At 74.2% G+C, this 15,680-nt stretch carries 14 protein-coding genes; 4 read left to right on the top strand and 10 right to left on the bottom strand.

Features of this window, described 5'->3' with window-relative positions:
* Positions 1 to 5: 5 nt before the first annotated feature.
* Positions 6 to 866: an alpha/beta hydrolase family protein gene (locus tag IEY93_RS31105; RefSeq protein ID WP_189166724.1), complete on the bottom strand. Its 861-nt coding sequence runs from the start codon at positions 864 to 866 to the stop codon at positions 6 to 8.
* A gap of 284 nt (positions 867 to 1,150) precedes the next feature.
* On the opposite strand from IEY93_RS31105, the gene arfB reads away from it, so the two are divergent.
* Complete coding sequence (gene arfB, locus IEY93_RS31110) at positions 1,151 to 1,576, top strand: alternative ribosome rescue aminoacyl-tRNA hydrolase ArfB (RefSeq protein WP_189166725.1); 426 nt, start codon at positions 1,151 to 1,153, stop codon at positions 1,574 to 1,576.
* A 78-nt stretch (positions 1,577 to 1,654) separates the two neighbouring features.
* Here the strand turns inward: arfB and IEY93_RS31115 are convergent, their stop codons facing one another.
* A complete protein-coding gene (locus IEY93_RS31115; protein ID WP_189166726.1) occupies positions 1,655 to 2,293 on the bottom strand; it encodes a hypothetical protein in 639 nt (212 codons plus the stop codon).
* Positions 2,294 to 2,379: 86 nt separating this feature from the next.
* The gene (locus IEY93_RS31120) at positions 2,380 to 3,162 is read right to left on the bottom strand and encodes an HAD-IIA family hydrolase (RefSeq protein WP_203968983.1); all 783 of its coding nucleotides are present in this window, start codon (positions 3,160 to 3,162) and stop codon (positions 2,380 to 2,382) included.
* A gap of 120 nt (positions 3,163 to 3,282) precedes the next feature.
* Here IEY93_RS31120 and IEY93_RS31125 point away from each other — a divergent pair, with 120 nt between their 5' ends.
* Entirely contained in the window at positions 3,283 to 4,062 is a 780-nt protein-coding gene (locus tag IEY93_RS31125) for an aminotransferase class IV family protein (RefSeq protein WP_189166727.1), read from the top strand.
* Here IEY93_RS31125 and IEY93_RS31130 read toward each other — a convergent pair.
* Positions 4,059 to 4,964, bottom strand: a complete 906-nt coding sequence (locus IEY93_RS31130; RefSeq protein ID WP_189166728.1) for a TIGR03619 family F420-dependent LLM class oxidoreductase — start codon at positions 4,962 to 4,964, stop codon at positions 4,059 to 4,061. The two genes, IEY93_RS31125 and IEY93_RS31130, sit on opposite strands and share 4 nt — an antisense overlap.
* Positions 4,965 to 5,012: 48 nt before the next feature.
* On the opposite strand from IEY93_RS31130, the gene IEY93_RS31135 reads away from it, so the two are divergent.
* On the top strand, positions 5,013 to 6,035 hold the full coding sequence (locus IEY93_RS31135) for an aminoglycoside phosphotransferase family protein (protein ID WP_229691628.1): 1,023 nt from the start codon (positions 5,013 to 5,015) through the stop codon (positions 6,033 to 6,035).
* A 35-nt stretch (positions 6,036 to 6,070) separates the two neighbouring features.
* Positions 6,071 to 6,331, top strand: coding sequence for a TFIIB-type zinc ribbon-containing protein (locus IEY93_RS31140; protein WP_189166729.1), 261 nt, complete (start codon positions 6,071 to 6,073; stop codon positions 6,329 to 6,331).
* A gap of 142 nt (positions 6,332 to 6,473) precedes the next feature.
* On the opposite strand, the gene IEY93_RS31145 is transcribed toward IEY93_RS31140, so the two are convergent.
* The 6 genes from IEY93_RS31145 to IEY93_RS31170 all read right to left on the bottom strand — a co-directional run bounded on the left by IEY93_RS31145 (position 6,474) and on the right by IEY93_RS31170 (position 15,670).
* Entirely contained in the window at positions 6,474 to 7,931 is a 1,458-nt protein-coding gene (locus IEY93_RS31145) for a bifunctional phosphatase PAP2/diacylglycerol kinase family protein (protein ID WP_189166730.1), read from the bottom strand.
* Positions 7,932 to 7,988: 57 nt separating this feature from the next.
* Positions 7,989 to 8,288, bottom strand: coding sequence for a hypothetical protein (locus IEY93_RS31150; protein WP_189166731.1), 300 nt, complete (start codon positions 8,286 to 8,288; stop codon positions 7,989 to 7,991).
* Positions 8,289 to 8,440: 152 nt separating this feature from the next.
* Positions 8,441 to 10,522 carry a CehA/McbA family metallohydrolase gene (locus tag IEY93_RS31155; protein ID WP_229691629.1) on the bottom strand — a complete coding sequence of 694 codons (2,082 nt, stop codon included), beginning with the start codon at positions 10,520 to 10,522 and terminating at the stop codon, positions 8,441 to 8,443.
* Between the two features lie 177 nt (positions 10,523 to 10,699).
* Positions 10,700 to 11,680 (bottom strand): methylmalonyl Co-A mutase-associated GTPase MeaB, encoded by a 981-nt coding sequence (gene meaB, locus IEY93_RS31160; RefSeq protein WP_189166732.1) that lies wholly within the window; start codon positions 11,678 to 11,680, stop codon positions 10,700 to 10,702.
* Complete coding sequence (scpA, locus tag IEY93_RS31165) at positions 11,667 to 13,856, bottom strand: methylmalonyl-CoA mutase (protein ID WP_189166733.1); 2,190 nt, start codon at positions 13,854 to 13,856, stop codon at positions 11,667 to 11,669. The genes meaB and scpA overlap by 14 nt, the downstream gene beginning before the upstream one ends.
* Positions 13,853 to 15,670 (bottom strand): methylmalonyl-CoA mutase subunit beta, encoded by a 1,818-nt coding sequence (locus IEY93_RS31170; protein WP_189166734.1) that lies wholly within the window; start codon positions 15,668 to 15,670, stop codon positions 13,853 to 13,855. Before IEY93_RS31170 ends, scpA begins: the two co-directional genes overlap by 4 nt.
* Between the last annotated feature and the right edge of the window lie 10 nt (positions 15,671 to 15,680).

The following is a 15,680-nucleotide window of genomic DNA, read 5'->3' on the forward strand; positions in this document are numbered from 1 at the left end:
CGATCCTATCCGACCCGGGACGTCAGGTAGGGACGCACATGTTCGTTCACTGCGCCGCAGCCGAGATAGTTGCGCGCGGTGTGGAAGTCGGCCCAGTCGATGTTCACGCTCTCGTCGCGGGTCACCCCGTCGAAGAACTTCGCCAGCGTGCCGGGAATCGCCGCGATGTCGTCCTTGTCGGCGATGTTCACCCAGCGGCCGACGCCCGCCGGGCGCCGCCCGCGGCCGGCGACGGGCAGCGGCTGCAGCCGCTCGAACACGACGTTGCGCATGGCCAGCGGGCTGCCTAAGGTGACGAACAGTTCGACGGAAAGGTCGGGGTGCGCGCACAGCGCCTCATAGGCGACCACGCTGCCCAGCGAGTGCGCGATGAGCACCTTGGGCCGGTTGCGGCGGATCGTGTCCGCCACGGCCTCGCGCGACCTGACCCGCGCGGCGGCGTCCGCGCCGGCGAGGTAGGCCGCGACCTCGGGGCAGAAGTCCTCGGCGAAGTCCTTGGCCTTGGGACCGAGCCGCGCCAGCAGCCACTCGGCGAACCGGTGGATCAGCCCGGTGAGCGTCTCCCCCGCCCTCGCCCCGACGCCGTCCACCTGCTCCATCCAGCCGGCCAGCACGAGCTGGGAGGCGGGATCCATTTTGCGCAGATCGCGCTTGGCCGCCGACGGTTTCTCCTCGCGCAGCAGGTGTGCGTAGTAGGCCACCTCGCTGACGTAGGACTGCCCGGTGTACGGGGCACCGCGGGTCAGGCCCTGGTGCAGATAGCGGTCCCACTTGGCGCGCATGGCCTCGGCGGCCCCGCGCGCCGACCCGGCGTCCAGGAAGTAGTGGTACTTGCCGATGCCGTGAACCCCCACGATGCTCGCCACCGCACGGCCTCCCCACGTCGTGACGCGGCGCCCCGGCGCGCCGGCCGGGCCTTTGGACGAAAGGGCCGACCGCTACGGCCCTGGAGTACAGGGACACTGTCCTCCAGGCCCGCGATCTCCGCAACCGGATCGCCACGGCCGGTACGGGGACGTCGGGCGACGGCCGGCACGGAAACCGGTCACCCGCGGCCGGCGCCCGGCCTGCGGGAGACCGCCGGGACGAAAGCGGCAGGCGCGGTAAAACGGGTTGATCGGTAGTGGGGGCGGGCGGCTACGCTGGAGGAATGCCCGGTCCCCTGCTCGTCCGCGGCTCGGTCGTCATCCCGGAGGCCGAGCTCACCTGGCGTTTCTCGCGTTCCTCCGGGCCGGGTGGCCAGGGGGTCAACACCACCGACAGCCGGGTCGAGCTGAGCTTCGACCTGGCGGCCACCGAGGCCCTGCCGCCGCCGCTCAAGGCCCGCGCGCTGGAGCGGCTGGCCTCCCGTCTGGTCGACGGGGTCGTCACCATCACCGCCTCGGAGTTCCGCTCGCAACTGCGCAACCGCGAGGCCGCCCGGCTGCGTCTCACCCGCCTGCTCGACCAGGCGGTGGCTCCCCCGCCCCAAAGACGCCGGCCGACCAAGCCCTCCCGGGGTTCGGTCGAGCGCCGCCTGGCCGCCAAGAAGCACCGCTCCGACGTCAAGCGCCTGCGCCGCTCCGACGAGGGCTGAACCCGCCCGGCCCCCGGCCGCCCACCGAGGAGCCGCCTTCCGGAATCGGAACCGGGGCCGCGGCCCCGGGCGGGACGGTCAGGAGCGGCGGTCCTCCATCTCCCAGATGTGGTCGATGACGTGCCAGGCCAGCCGCCGGGCGGCGTAGCGCGGCGGCCAGCCCTTGCCGGCCGGCGGGGTGCCGTCGGAGGGCTTGGACAGCACGCTCACGATGTCGTCGCGCAGTGCGGCGCGCGCCGGGAGGTCGTCCGCGGCGAACGGCTTGTGCCGCACGCCGATGGTGCGGGCGTACGAGCGCTCGGCCTCCACCACGTGCGCCACCATCTTGTCGCGGTCGCGCCCGCCGCCGCGCGGGCCCTTGCGCAGGTGTTCAGGGGAGGCCGCCGCGACCTCGTCGAAGACCTCCCACGCGGCCCGCAGCAGCGCGGTGTCGCGCTCGGCGGTCGCGGCGTCCACCGGGTGGGCGTCGATGCCGGTGATCGCCTGTGGCGCGCCGAAGTCGGTGGTCGTGCCGCCCGGCACCCGCTCCACGACGGTGAGGGCGTCCGGATCGAACGGCAGCCCCGCCCGTTCGGCGATCACGCGGTAGCGGGGCACGTACTCGGCCAGGGCCTCCAGCGCGGCCTCCTCCCCCTTGCCCGCCCGGCACCAGCCGGGCCAGTCGAGGGCGCAGGCGAAGACCTTCTTGGCTCCGATCTCCAGGTAAACGTCCGTCATGCGGTCATCCTCCCCGTGAAGCCTGACAGGACCCGGCGGTCCTCCCCCGCCCTTCCACCGGATCGCGCCGGTACACCTGCCCGAGGTCAGTCCACCAGGTCGATGAGGTCGGCCACCGAGTTGACGACCCGGGAGGGACGGAAGGGGTAGCGGTCGATCTGGTCCTTCGTGGTCACTCCCGTGAGGACGAGGATCGTGTGCAGCCCGGCCTCCATGCCGGACACGATGTCGGTGTCCATCCGGTCGCCGATCATGGCGGTGCTCTCGCTGTGCCCGTCGATGGCGTTGATGGCGCTGCGCATCATCATCGGGTTCGGCTTGCCGACGAAGTAGGGCTCGACACCGGTCGCCTTGGTGATCATGGCGGCCACCGCGCCGCACGCGGGCAGGGCGCCCTCGTTGGACGGGCCGATCGCGTCGGGGTTGGTGGCGATGAACCGCGCACCGGCCCCGATGAGCCGGATGGCCCGGGTGATCGCGGTGAAGCTGTAGGTGCGGGTCTCGCCGAGCACCACGTAGTCGGGGGCGGTGTCGGTGAGGACGTACCCGATCTCGTGCAGGGCCGTGGTCAGGCCCGCCTCGCCGATCACGTACGCCGACCCGCCGGGCCGCTGGTCGTCCAGGAACCGGGCCGTGGCCAGCGCGGAGGTCCAGATCGACTCGGGCGGCACCTCCAGCCCGGCGCCGCGCAGCCGCACCGACAGGTCGCGCGGCGTGTAGATGGAGTTGTTGGTCAGGACGAGGAAGCGTTTGCCGGAGTCGCGGAGCCTGCGGATGAACTCCTCCGCTCCCGGCACCGGGCTTCCCTCATGGACGAGGACGCCGTCCATGTCCGACAGCCAGCATTCGATCGGCTTGCGCTCGTTCACCGTTCCCCCGCGTTCCGGGCCTGACCTACGTACCAGACCAGAATGACAGGTACCCAGCGGTCATTTCACTAACGACCGCCATATCCCGACGTAGCACTGTGTGCCCTAGCATCCGCGGGCATGGAAAGAGTCGTGATCGATGGACACCCGCCGACGGTGGAAGATCTCCTGCGCCCGGCGCTGCGCAACTATGGGCACTTCACGGCGATGCAGGTGCGCGACGGCGCGACACGCGGGCTCGACCTGCACCTGCGCCGGCTGGACACCGCCACCGCCGAGCTCTTCGGCCAGGGCCTGGACGGCGACCTCGTGCGCCACCGCGTCCGGCACGCCCTCGCCGGGGGCGCCCGCGACGCCTCCGTGCGGGTCTACGTGTTCCCCCGGGACGAGGCCCGCGGCGGCGGGGTGTCGATCCTGGTGAGCGTCGCTCCGCCGCACGAGCCCCCGGCCGCGCCGCAGAGCCTGCTGCCGGTCGCCTACCAGCGGCCGGCGGCGCACCTCAAGCACGTCGGAGGGTTCGGCCAGTCTTGGGCGGGCCGTGCGGCCGAGCGGGCCGGCTTCGACGAGGCGCTGCTCGTCGCGCAGGACGGCACGGTCGCGGAGGGGGCGATCACCAACATCGGCTTCTGGGACGGCGAGGCCGTCGTCTGGCCGGAGGCGCCGATGCTGACCGGCATCACCATGATGCTCCTCGATCGGGGGCTCGCCGCGCTGGGCGTGCCGGTCCGCCGACGGCCGCTGCGTCTTGCCGACCTGGGCTCCTTCCGCGGGGCCTTCCTCACCAACTCCTGGGGGATCATGCCGGTGGGCCGGATCGGCGAGGTGACCTTTCCCGGCATGGCCGATCCGATGGCGAGGGTGCGCGAAGCGTACGAGAGCAACCCCTGGGAGCCGATCTAGGCGCCCGGGGCCAGGGCCTCCAGTGCCTCCTCGGCGCGGCGCATCGAGATGGCGGGGTCGGCGTCCGGATTGCCGATCTCGGGGTCGAAGTTGAGGTCGTGGAAGACCTCGGTGACCCCGGCGCCGGCCAGCGCCACCACGTCGGAGCGGATCTCCTCCAGCGATCCGGTCAGCGCCGGACGGTCGGCGAGCCCCGGCTCGCGCACCTTGGTGGCGCCCCGGCAGATGAAGCGAAGCGCCTCGGGGTCGCGGCCCGCCTCCCTCGCGGCCTGCTTGATGATCCCGATCTGCCGGTCCATCGTCGCCAGATCGGCCCGGCTGGAGCTGATCCAGCCGTCGGCCAGCTCGCCGGCCCGGCGCAGCGCGACCTCGGCCGTCCCGCCGAGCAGCACCGGCGGCGCGGGATGCGGGCGGGGGTCCTGGTGGGAGAGGGCCACCTCGTAGAACTCGCCCTTGTGGCTGATGATGTCGTCGTGCCAGAACCGCCGGAGCACCTGGAGGTACTCCACGGCGCGGCGGCCCCGGCCCGCCAGGGGCACGCCGGAGGCGGTGAACTCCTCGGGCAGCCAGCCCAGGCCCAGCCCGGCGTCCAGCCGCCCGCCCGACACCTGCTGCAGTGTCGAGAGCTGCTTGGCCAGCAGGGCGGGCGAGAAGAACGGCATGTTGAGCACGGCGACCCCGAGCCGGACGCGTTCGGTCACCCCGGCGAGGTAGGCCAGGGTGACGACGGGGTCCTGAACGCTGTGGTAGGAGGGCCCGAGGTCCTGGCCGACCGGGTAGAGCAGCCGCTGGAAGGTCCACAGCGAGTCGTAGCCGAGATCCTCGGCGCGACGCGCGACGCGCAGCATGTTGGCGGGTGTCGCCCACGAGCCCGAGACGGGCACTCCGAAGCCGATCCTCATGCCTCCCACCCTATGCCGGGCCGGCCGGCGGGCCCGTAGATTGGTCCGGTGACGGTGCGCGGCGAGGATGAGGCGACCGACGGCACGGCGGCGGGCCTCACCGGGCGGCTGGCGCGATTCGCGCGGGCGTACGGCGGGACGGGGCGGGCGCGGGTGCTGAAGGACACGCGGGTGACGGTCGTGCGGGCCGGCGACGTGGTGGTCAAGGCGTACCCGCCGGAGACCGACGAGACCGCGCTGATCGCGCGCCTGCGCGTGGCCGGGACGCTTCCGGGGGTGCTGCTTCCCCCGCTGGCCGAGCGTCCCGAACGGCTGGACGGGCGGCTCGTGACGGTGTGGCCGGCCGGCGAGCCGGTGGACCCGTCCGACCCGGAGGGGGCGCCGTGGGAGACCGCGGCGCTGTTACTGGCCCGCCTGCACACCGCCCAGGCGGCCGCCCTGTCGCTCCCCCCGGCGGGCGGTCCGGCCCGGCTGGCCGGGGCCGTCGCCCGGCTGTCCGACCTGTCCGGCCTGTCCGGCCCGCGCGAACTCCACGGCGCGCCCGGCCCGGACCCCGGGAGCGGCTTCGACGGCAGGAACGGATCGGTCGCGACCATTCTCGCGGCGTTCCGGTCCCTGCCGGCCGAGGTGCGACCCGGCCCGGCGGAAGCCGGAGCCGCCGCCCCGGCCGGCGGGGTCCGTCCGCTCACCGCGGGACGGCCGGCCCACGGCGACTTCCATCTCGGGCAGATCATCCGCTACCAGGGCGAGTGGCTCTTGATCGACGTCGACGACCTCGGCGCCGGCGTCCCGGCCTGGGATCTGGCCCGCCCGGCGGCCTGGTACGCCTCGGGGCTGCTGTCCCCGCGGCTGTGGGAACGCTTCCTGTCGGCCTATCTGGCGGCGGCCGGCCCGGCGGTGTCCGCGGCCGATCCGTGGCGGGAACTCGACGCGCCGGCCCGCGCGTTGACGGTCCAGTTGGCGGCCACCGCGGTGGCCGCGGCGGGCGCGGAGGGCCGTCCGCTCGACGAGGTCGAGCAGGCCCTCGTCTCCTCCTGCGGGAGGATCGCGCGGGCCGCCGCGCCGCAGTAGGGTCGCCGTGAGACCGTCCTAAGGAGATCGACTCGATGCGTTGCCCGAAGTGCAGCGGGAACATGCGGACCTACGACCGCAACGGCGTCCACATTGAGCAGTGCGAGAACTGTCGCGGCATCTTCCTCGACTACGGCGAGCTTGAGACCCTGACCCGCGTCGAGAGCCAGTGGTCCCAGCAGCACTACCCTTCCCCGCCGCCTCCGGCGCACGGTGGCCCGGCCTGGGGCGCCCCGCACCACGGCGGCCACCACCGCCACCAGCGCAGCTGGGTGGGCATGCTCTTCTCGAGCTGACCCCAAGCGAAGGCCCCCGTCCGGGGTGAGCGGTCACGCCACGACGCGCGTTAGGAGGGCGGCGAGGTCGCGCTCCCGCACAGCGGAAGAAGGCCCGGGACCGCCGGCTCCGCCTGCGCGCCGGTTCAGCCGGTGCGCCGGTTCAGCCGGCGGGGCGGAAGACCAGCAGGGCGCGGGGGCGCTTGCCCAGGACGAGCGGGCCGGGCGCGGTGAAGGTCTCCCCATCGCGGGCCAGCCGCATCTCCCCCTCCGGGTGTGCGGGCGCGGCGACGCGCAGGGTGTCCGCCTGCCAGTGCAGGTAGTGCCGGGACACCCCGGCCGCGCCCGCGATCATGCTGACGACGGCGCGCAGCCGGGGCAGCCGGGTGGCGGCGGTGAGCATCCGGATGTCCAGCACGCCGTCCTCCAGCCGGTCGCGGTGCGTCGGCGCGACGCCGCGCGAGGCGTAGGCGCAGTTGCCGGCGAACAGCAGCCACACCTTGCGGCGTACGCCGTCCACGACCAGTTCCAGCGGCCGGTGGTCGCCGGTCAGCACGCCGGCCATGGCGAGCACCAGCGCCGGCCACTTTCCGATCTTGGGCTCGAAGACCCGGCGGCGGTCGACCAGCAGCGGGTAGACCCCGATGCTGGCCGTGTTCAGGAACACCCGGCCGGCCACCTCGCCGACGTCCACGGCGACCAGATGGCCCGACCGGTAGGCGTCGGCGGCCTCCTCGATGGTCTCGAGGCCGAGCGTGCGGGCGAAGTGGTCCAGCGTGCCGGCCGGCACCGGCAGCAGCGGGACGCCGCGCTCCAGAGCCGCCTGCGCACCGCAGTTCATCGTGCCGTCGCCGCCCGCCACGGCCAGCACCCGGGCGTGCTCGGCGGCCTGTCTGAGCCGCGTCAGCAGGTCCTCGCCCGGGCCGGTCTCGATGACCTCGGCCGCGGGCAGCGCCTTGCGCAGCGCGGCGGCGGTGCAGGGGTCGTGCCCGGCCCCGTTGTTGACCACGGCCACCACTCCCGCGCCGTCGGGGTCGAGGTCGTGCAGCGGCGCGGTGACGGCGCCCCTGGCCTCGACGTCCACCGTCGCGCCCGGCCACAGGCGCCGGGTGACCAGCGCCGCGGCCACCCCGAGCGCCGAGCCGGCGAGGACGTCCCCGGGATAGTGGACGCCGGTGTAGACGCGGGAGAAGCAGACGGCGCCGGCGGCCACGGCGACGGGCACGGCGATGCGGGCCGGGGCCTCCAGCGCGACGGCGGTGGCGAACGCGGCGGCCGAGGCCGAGTGCCCGGAGGGGAACGAATGCGAGGAGGGGATGCGGCCGAGGCGGGCCAGCGGGAAGTCGACGATGGACGGCCGGGCCCGCGCGAACGCCTGCTTGCCGAGCAGGTTGACCACGGGGCTCGCCAGGCTGATCGCCAGCAGGCCGCGGGTGGCGGCCCGGCGCATGCGCCTGCGCCCGGTGAGCGCGAGCCCGCCCGCCACGGCTGCCCACAGCAGCGAGTTGTCCGCTGCGCGCGACAGGCCCGGCAGCACGCGGTCGAAGCCGGGAAGGTGGGCATCGGCGACCGACCTGAACAGCCGCCGGTCGAGCCCGCCGAGCCGCTTTCTGATGGTCATCTCGCTGGAGCCGGCGTTCCACATGCCTTGCTTAGTGCCCACCCTGGCGGCGGCCAGTCACCCGCGGCGCGGAGGGGCGGCCTCGGCACCGTGCGCGCCGAGCGCGGCGCGCACGACCTCCTCGACGTCGATCTCCAGGACGCGGGTGCGTTCACCCGCGGCGGCCTCCCGCGGGTGCACTCCGGCGTCGTCGAAGGCCGCGCGGAAGAAGCGCTCCTCGCCGAGCAGCCGGCACAGGTTCACCACTCTGACGTACAGCGGCGGCGGCCCCCCGGGGCTCGTGGCGTCCCGCATCGGCGACCGGCGCTCCCCGGGCACCCGGGGCCCGCCCTCCGGCCGCGTCGGATCAGTGCTCATCCGCACCTCCCGTTCACTCTGTGTGCCGCTATGGTGACACCAACGAACCGGCCGGGCTCCCGAACGGCTCCACAAGGAAGAGAAATCTTCCACCGCGAGTGATCGCCGTCCCCATGGACGTAATCCCGCGGCCGGGACGCCGGTCCGGCCGGTCAGCGTGGGAGGCGGGACAGGTAGACGCGCCGGGCCTCGTCGATCAGGTCGAGGTGGTCGGCGAGCTGCTCCTTACCGTCCAGGCGCGCCCGCCCGCGGATCAGGCTCTCCAGCAGTTCGAGCCACGACAGGCACCAGCGCAGGTCGTCCTCCCGCGCCACCCGCCGGCCGCGCACGTCCACATAGACGGGGCTGGTGTGGGCGAAGACGCTCGTGTAGAGCGAGCGGGGGTGCGGGCCGCCCTCGGCGAGGGCGACGATGTAGGTGGGCGCGCCCGCGGCGAACTCCGCCGAGAGCGGCTCACCGGGCGGGCCCTGCGCGAGCACGCCCGCGGCCGTCCGGATCGTGAGCCGCTCGACCTCCGGTCCGATCGCCCGAACCGTCACCGTGACCGGGTCGCCCGGCGCGAGGTCCACGGTGTCGCCCGGCCCGTGCCCGTTCACCAGGAGTTCGACGAACGGGCCGGTGGTGGCGAAGGTCCGTCCGCGCCGCACCGCCTCGGCGTAGGAGCCGGCCGACAGCGGGCCGGCCACCCTGGCGTACGTGCGCTCCCATCCCGGCGGGCTCGCCACCATCTCCATGCGCTGCCGGGTGAACGACAGCATCGAGTCGGTGCCCGCGACCGCGGCGAGCCGGTTGCCGGCGCCGATCAGCCGCCGGTACACCGCCGCCGACCCGGCCGCGGAGGCGTAGTGCAGGATCTCCATGGCGTCGACCAGGCCGAGGGCGGCGTCCACCACGAGCGCGCGTGCCGAGCACTGGGGCCGTCCGGTGCCGAAGATGTCCGCGGGCGCCTCGACCGGCCCCTTGAAGGTGTGGGCGTAGCCGACGATCGCGCCGAGCGCGCGCAGTTCCTCGCAGGCGGCGGCGCTGGGCGGCCAGTCGGGGGCGCCGCCGAACCCACTGTGGAACCGGGCCGGCGGGGCCTGCAGCCCGAAGGCGTGCAGGTGCCCCAGCAGGTCGTTGCGGTACTCGACGCCCATGCGGGCCAGGTGTGTGGCGTCCGACCAGGGCAGGTCCCGTCCGGCCCAGTGCTCCAGGGCCTCGCGGTCCAGCACGCGGGTGCCGGTGACGTTGGCGGCGAGCAGGTTCAGCACGTGCAGGTCCTCGCCATGCTGCGCGGCCGCGGCCATGGCGGGGTCCGCGACGAGGTCACCGGAGAAGTTGAGATGGACGTGCAGGTCGCCGCCGTACCAGCCGTCCGCCGCCGCGTCGTACAGCCGCTCGGGCACCAGCCGGACCAGGGTCACCTCGCCGGGCGCGGGGGTCGTCGCGGTCTCGGCGGAGCCGTACTCCATGCCGCGGGTCACCCGGACGGTCAGCGGTTCGGCCGGCACGTCGAGCACGAGGTCGTCGCCGTGGAAGTAGGGGACGCCGTGGTGGTCGCGCCGCGCCGGCGCGCCCTCGGGGTACCAGCCCTGTCCGTCGAGGTCGCTCCACACGCTCCACCGGCAGGGGAAGCCCGCCCGCAGCCGCAGCCGTCCGGCGCGCACGGGGCGGATGAGGGCGGACAGATCGACACCGGCGACGGCACCGTCGGGTACGGCGCCGGCCGGGCCGATGGTGATCTCGGCGGCGGTGTCCAGGTCGATGAGCCGTGCGCCGCCGGGGGCGAGGCGGTGGGCGCGGCCGGCGGCGTGGACCTCGGCGGGCGAGGTCCTGGCATTGTCCACCAGCAGGGCCAGTGGCAGCGGGCGCCGGTCGAGCACCGCCCGCGACCCGCCGTACAGCCGGTGGCCCGTGGAGGTCAGCCGCAGCACGGCGAGCCCCTCGGGAAGGCCGCTGCTCAGTTCCGCCGCGGGATCGGTGAGCGGGGCGAGCGCGTCGCGTAACACCTCGTCGAAGTCGAGTCCGGCCAGACGGGACTCCCGCTCGGCGAGGCCCGCGTCCGGCCACGCGGCCCGGACCTTCGCCGTGGCGGCGCGGGAGAACGCCTCGTCGTCCACGAAGCGGGACAGGCTCATCGTCCTGACGTACGGGGTCGCGGGCTCGCCCCAGCTCATGCCGTGCTCGGCCAGCGCCCTGCGGTACCGCTCCAGCGCCTCGGCCACCGGCGGCGGAAGCATCGGATCGTTGTACACCTGGACCTCCCGGGCCTCCTATGACGGAATGTGACGCCATGCTCACATCCGCGATGTCCGGCGCACCGGAGAGCTTCGCGCGGAGGGCGAGGTTTCTTCCACTTCGAGGGGAGGTCCATACCCGTGCGCGGAAAAGACCGTTCCGGCGGAGATCGGATCCCTCGGCCGGGCCGCGCGTCAGGTGGTGTGGGTGAAGGCCGCGAGGATGCGGTCGGCGGCGAGGTCAGGGGTGATGGTGCCGTCGAGGACCTCGCGCTCCAGCCGGCCGGTGAGCGCGGCCACCCCGGGGTCGTCCTTGAGGCGGGCCAGCAGGCGGTCTCTGACCAGGGTCCACATCCAGCCGACCTGCTGGCGGCGGCGCTTGGCGGCGAGTTCGCCGGTGGCCGCCATCTGGTCCTGGTGCCGGATGATCGTGCGCCACAGCTCGGCCAGGCCGGCGCCCTCCAGGGCGCTGCAGGTGAGCACCGGGGTGTCCCAGTCTCCTCGGCCGGACCGCAGCAGCCGCAGCGCGCCGGACAGCTCGCGGGCGGCCTTGCGCGCGTCCATCTCGTGCGGGCCGTCGGCCTTGTTGACCGCGATGACGTCCGCCAGCTCCAGCACGCCCTTCTTGATGCCCTGGAGCTGGTCGCCGGTCCTGGCCAGGGTGAGCAGCAGGAAGGTGTCCACCATCTCGGCCACGGCGACCTCGGACTGGCCGACGCCGACGGTCTCCACCAGCACCACGTCGTACCCCGCGGCCTCGACCACGACCATGGCCTCCCGGGTGGCCTTGGCGACGCCGCCGAGGGTGCCGGAGGTGGGCGAGGGCCGGATGTAGGCGGCCGGGTCAACCGACAGGCGGGCCATGCGGGTCTTGTCGCCGAGGATGCTGCCGCCGGTGCGGGTGGAGGAGGGGTCCACGGCCAGCACGGCGACGCGGTGCCCCTCGCCGGTCAGGTGCACCCCGAGCGCGTCGATGAACGTCGACTTGCCCACGCCCGGCACGCCGGTCACCCCGACCCGCCGGGCCTTGCCCGACAGCGGGGTCAGCTCGACGAGCAGCCGCTGGGCCAGCGCCCGGTGGTCGGCCCTGGTGGACTCCACCAGGGTGATCGCGCGGGCGACCCAGCCGACCGCCCCCGCGCGGACCCCCTGGAGGTAGTCCTCAAGCGCCGGCATGGCCCAGCCGGGCGGACAGCTCGCGGAGCAGGTCCAGCGCCGCGTCGGCGATGACCGTGCCGGGCGGGAAGATCGCGCCGGCCCCGGCCTCGCGCAGCGCGGCGAAGTCGCCGGGCGGGATGACGCCGCCCACGACGATCATGATGTCGTCGCGGCCGAGCTCGGCCAGGCGTTCGCGCAGCTCGGGAACCAGCGCCAGGTGGCCGGCGGCCAGGGACGAGACGCCGACCACGTGGACGTCGGCCTCGACGGACTGGCGGGCGACCTCGGCCGGCGTCTGGAACAGCGGGCCCACGTCCACGTCGAACCCCAGGTCGGCGAAGGCCGTGGCGATGACCTTCTGGCCGCGGTCGTGGCCGTCCTGGCCGATCTTGGCGACCAGGATGCGCGGCCTGCGGCCCTCCTCGCGCTCGAACGCGGCGCAGGCCGCCCGGACCTTCTCGACGCCGGCGGTGTCGCCCGCCTCTTCGCGGTACACACCTGTGATGGTACGGATCTGCCCGGCGTGCCGGCCGAAGACCTTCTCCAGCGCGTCGGAGATCTCACCGACCGTGGCCTTGGCCCGCGCGGCCTCGACGGCGAGGGCGAGCAGGTTGTCCCCGCCGGCGGCGCCGCGGGTGAGAGCGTCCAGCGCGTCCTGGCAGGCCCGCTCATCGCGCTCCTCGCGCAGGCGGCGCAGCTTGTCGATCTGCTGGGCGCGCACGGCGCTGTTGTCGACCTTGAGCACCTCGATGTCCTCGTCGGCGCCGGCGCGGTACTTGTTCACGCCGATCACCGGCTGCCGGCCGGAGTCGATGCGCGCCTGGGTGCGGGCTGCGGCCTCCTCGATGCGCAGCTTGGGCAGGCCGGCGTCGATGGCCTTGGCCATGCCGCCGGCCGCCTCGACCTCCTGGATGTGCCCCCAGGCGGCGCGGGCCAGCTCGTGGGTCAGCCGCTCGACGTAGGAGCTGCCGCCCCAGGGGTCGATGACCCGGCAGGTGCCGGACTCCTGCTGGAGCAGCAGCTGGGTGTTGCGGGCGATGCGCGCCGAGAAGTCGGTGGGCAGCGCCAGCGCCTCGTCCAGGGCGTTGGTGTGCAGCGACTGGGTGTGGCCCTGGGTGGCCGCCATGGCCTCCACGCAGGTGCGCACGACGTTGTTGTAGACGTCCTGCGCGGTCAGCGACCAGCCGGAGGTCTGGGAGTGGGTGCGCAGCGACAGCGACTTGGGGTTGGCCGCGCCGAAGCCCTTGACCAGGGTGGCCCACAGCAGCCGCGCGGCGCGCAGCTTGGCGACCTCCATGAAGAAGTTCATGCCGATGCACCAGAAGAACGACAGGCGCGGCGCGAAGGCGTCGATGGCCAGCCCCGCCCCCACGCCCGCGCGGAGGTACTCCACTCCGTCGGCGAGGGTGTAGGCGAGCTCCAGGTCGCAGGTGGCCCCGGCCTCCTGGATGTGGTAGCCGGAGATCGAGATGGAGTTGAACTTCGGCATCCGCTGGGAGGTGTAGGCGAAGATGTCGGAGATGATGCGCATCGACGGCCCGGGCGGGTAGATGTAGGTGTTGCGGACCATGAACTCCTTGAGGATGTCGTTCTGGATGGTCCCGGCGAGTTGCTCGGGGGCCACCCCCTGCTCCTCGGCGGCCACGATGTAGAGCGCCAGCACGGGCAGCACCGCGCCGTTCATGGTCATCGACACGCTCATGCGGTCGAGCGGGATGCCGTCGAAGAGCTGCCGCATGTCGTAGATCGAGTCGATCGCCACGCCCGCCATGCCGACGTCCCCGGCGACCCGGGGGTGGTCGGAGTCGTAGCCGCGGTGGGTGGCGAGGTCGAAGGCGACCGACAGGCCCTTCTGCCCGGCGGCGAGGTTGCGCCGGTAGAAGGCGTTGGACTGCTCGGCCGTGGAGAACCCGGCGTACTGGCGGATCGTCCAGGGCTGGTTGACGTACATCGTCGGGTAGGGGCCGCGCAGGAAGGGCGCCATGCCCGGATAGGTGGACAGGAACTCCACGCCCTGGAGGTCTTCGGCGGTGTAGAGCGGCTTGACGCCGATGCCTTCGGGGGTGTCCCACACCAGGTCGGCGGGGTCCTTGCCGACCTGCTCGCGCACGGCCCCCGCCCAGCGGGCGTGGCCGGCACGGTCGCCGTCCCGCCCGGCGGGGGTCAGCGGCACCTTGGTGAAGTCGGGAATCACGGGGCAACCCCCAGGTCGTCGAAGGTGGTGCGCAGCACGTCGAGCGCGTCGCAGCCGGCGTACAGCGTGGCGTCCACGCCCTCGTAGTGGCCCTTCCCCGCCAGCCAGACCTTCCTCGCCCCGGCGCCGGCCAGCGCCGCGGCGACGGCGGCCGCGTGCTCGGCGTACAGCTTGTCGCCGGAGCACAGGCAGGCGGCCGCGGCGCCGCTGCGGGTGAACGCCTCGGCGATCTGGGCGGGGTCGGTGGTGGCGCCGCCCGCGACCGTGGCGATGCCCCCGGCCTGGAACAGGTTGGCGGCGAAGGTCGCGCGGGCGGTGTGCGCGGCCACCGGGCCGATGGTCGCCAGGAACACCAGGGGCCGCTCGGGAGCCCGGTCGGCGCGGTCGCGCAGGGCCTCGAACCCCTGCGCGTAGTGGATGCGCGGCAGGCCGCCGGTGGCCGGCTCGGGCGCCGGCCGCCGGACGGGGCGGCGCTCGTCGAGGAGGGGGAACTCGCTGACACCGGTGATCGGCCACGTGCGGCGGGCGATGTCGCGGGAGCGGCGGTCCCGGGTGGCGGCCAGGCGCTCGGGGATCAGCCGCTCCAGGGCCGCCTCGGCGCCCCCCGCGGCCTCGATCGCCTGGAACCACTCCCACGCCGCGGCGGCGAGGTCGGCGGTGAGCCGCTCGACGTACCAGGAGCCGCCGGCCGGGTCGGCGACCCGGGCCACGTGGGCCTCCTCCACCAGCAGGGCGTGGGTGTTGCGGGCGATGCGCCGGGCGAACGCGTCGGGCAGGCCGAGGCGGGCGTCGAAGGGCTGCACGGTGATCGCCTCGGCGCCGCCGACGCCCGCGCCGAAGCAGGCCAGCGTGGTGCGCAGCATGTTCACGTACGGGTCGCGGGCGGTCATCATCGCCGAGGAGGTGACCGCGTGCTGGACCTGCCCGCCGTGGCCGGGGGCCCCGCACGCCTCGGCGACGCGGGCCCACAGCAGCCGCGCGGCCCGGAACTTGGCGATGGTGAGGAACTGGTCGGCGGTGGCGGCGTACCGGAACTCGACCTGGCCGAGCGCCTCCTGCACGCTCAGGCCGCCGTCGGTCAGGGCGCGCAGGTAGGCCACGCCGGTGGCCAGGGAGCAGCCGAGCTCCTCGGCGTCGGAGCCGCCGGCGTCGTGGTACGGCGTGGCGTCCACGGTGATCGCCCGCAGGGCCGGGATCTCGCGGACGCGCCGGGCGAGCGCGACGGCCTCGTCGAGCGGGACCGGGGCGCCCGTCCTGGCCCGCAGGCCGATCGGGTCGGCGCCGAGGTTGCCGCCCGCGGGGGCGGTGCCGCGCGCGTCGGCCAGCCGCAGGTAGGCGTCGGCGGCGCGGGCGGTGCCGGCGCCGGCGTCCAGCACGACCGGGGCGAGGTCGAGGTAGACGCCGTCCAGCACCTCGGGCAGCGCGGCGATGTCCAGCCCGCCCTCGCCGAGCACCAGCCACAGCGAGGTGCCGCCGTTCTCCAGGTCGGCGAGCACGGCCTCGCGGGTGATCGCGGGGTCGGGGTGGGCGTGGCGCTGGCGCACGTCCCAGCCGGACAGCGCGCCCCCCACCGCGCGGGTGCCGCGGACGAAGGGCGGGAATCCCGGCGGCCCGGGGTCGGCGGGCAGGTCGGAGGCGTCGTACAGCGGCCGGACGGTCACACCGTCGTAGGTCGCGTACGCCAGCGCCTCCTCGGGGGAGGCGACCTCGGCCCCCGACTTGCGCAGCACCTCCAGCGCCAGCCGCCGCCACTCCTCCCGGGTGCCCGGTGGGAAACCGGCCCCGGGGTGGAACTCCTCAGCGTGCACCGTCATGTGATGGATC

Origin of the sequence: Sphaerisporangium melleum (assembly GCF_014646695.1) — a bacterium.
GTDB classification, from domain to species: Bacteria; Actinomycetota; Actinomycetes; order Streptosporangiales; family Streptosporangiaceae; genus Sphaerisporangium; species Sphaerisporangium melleum.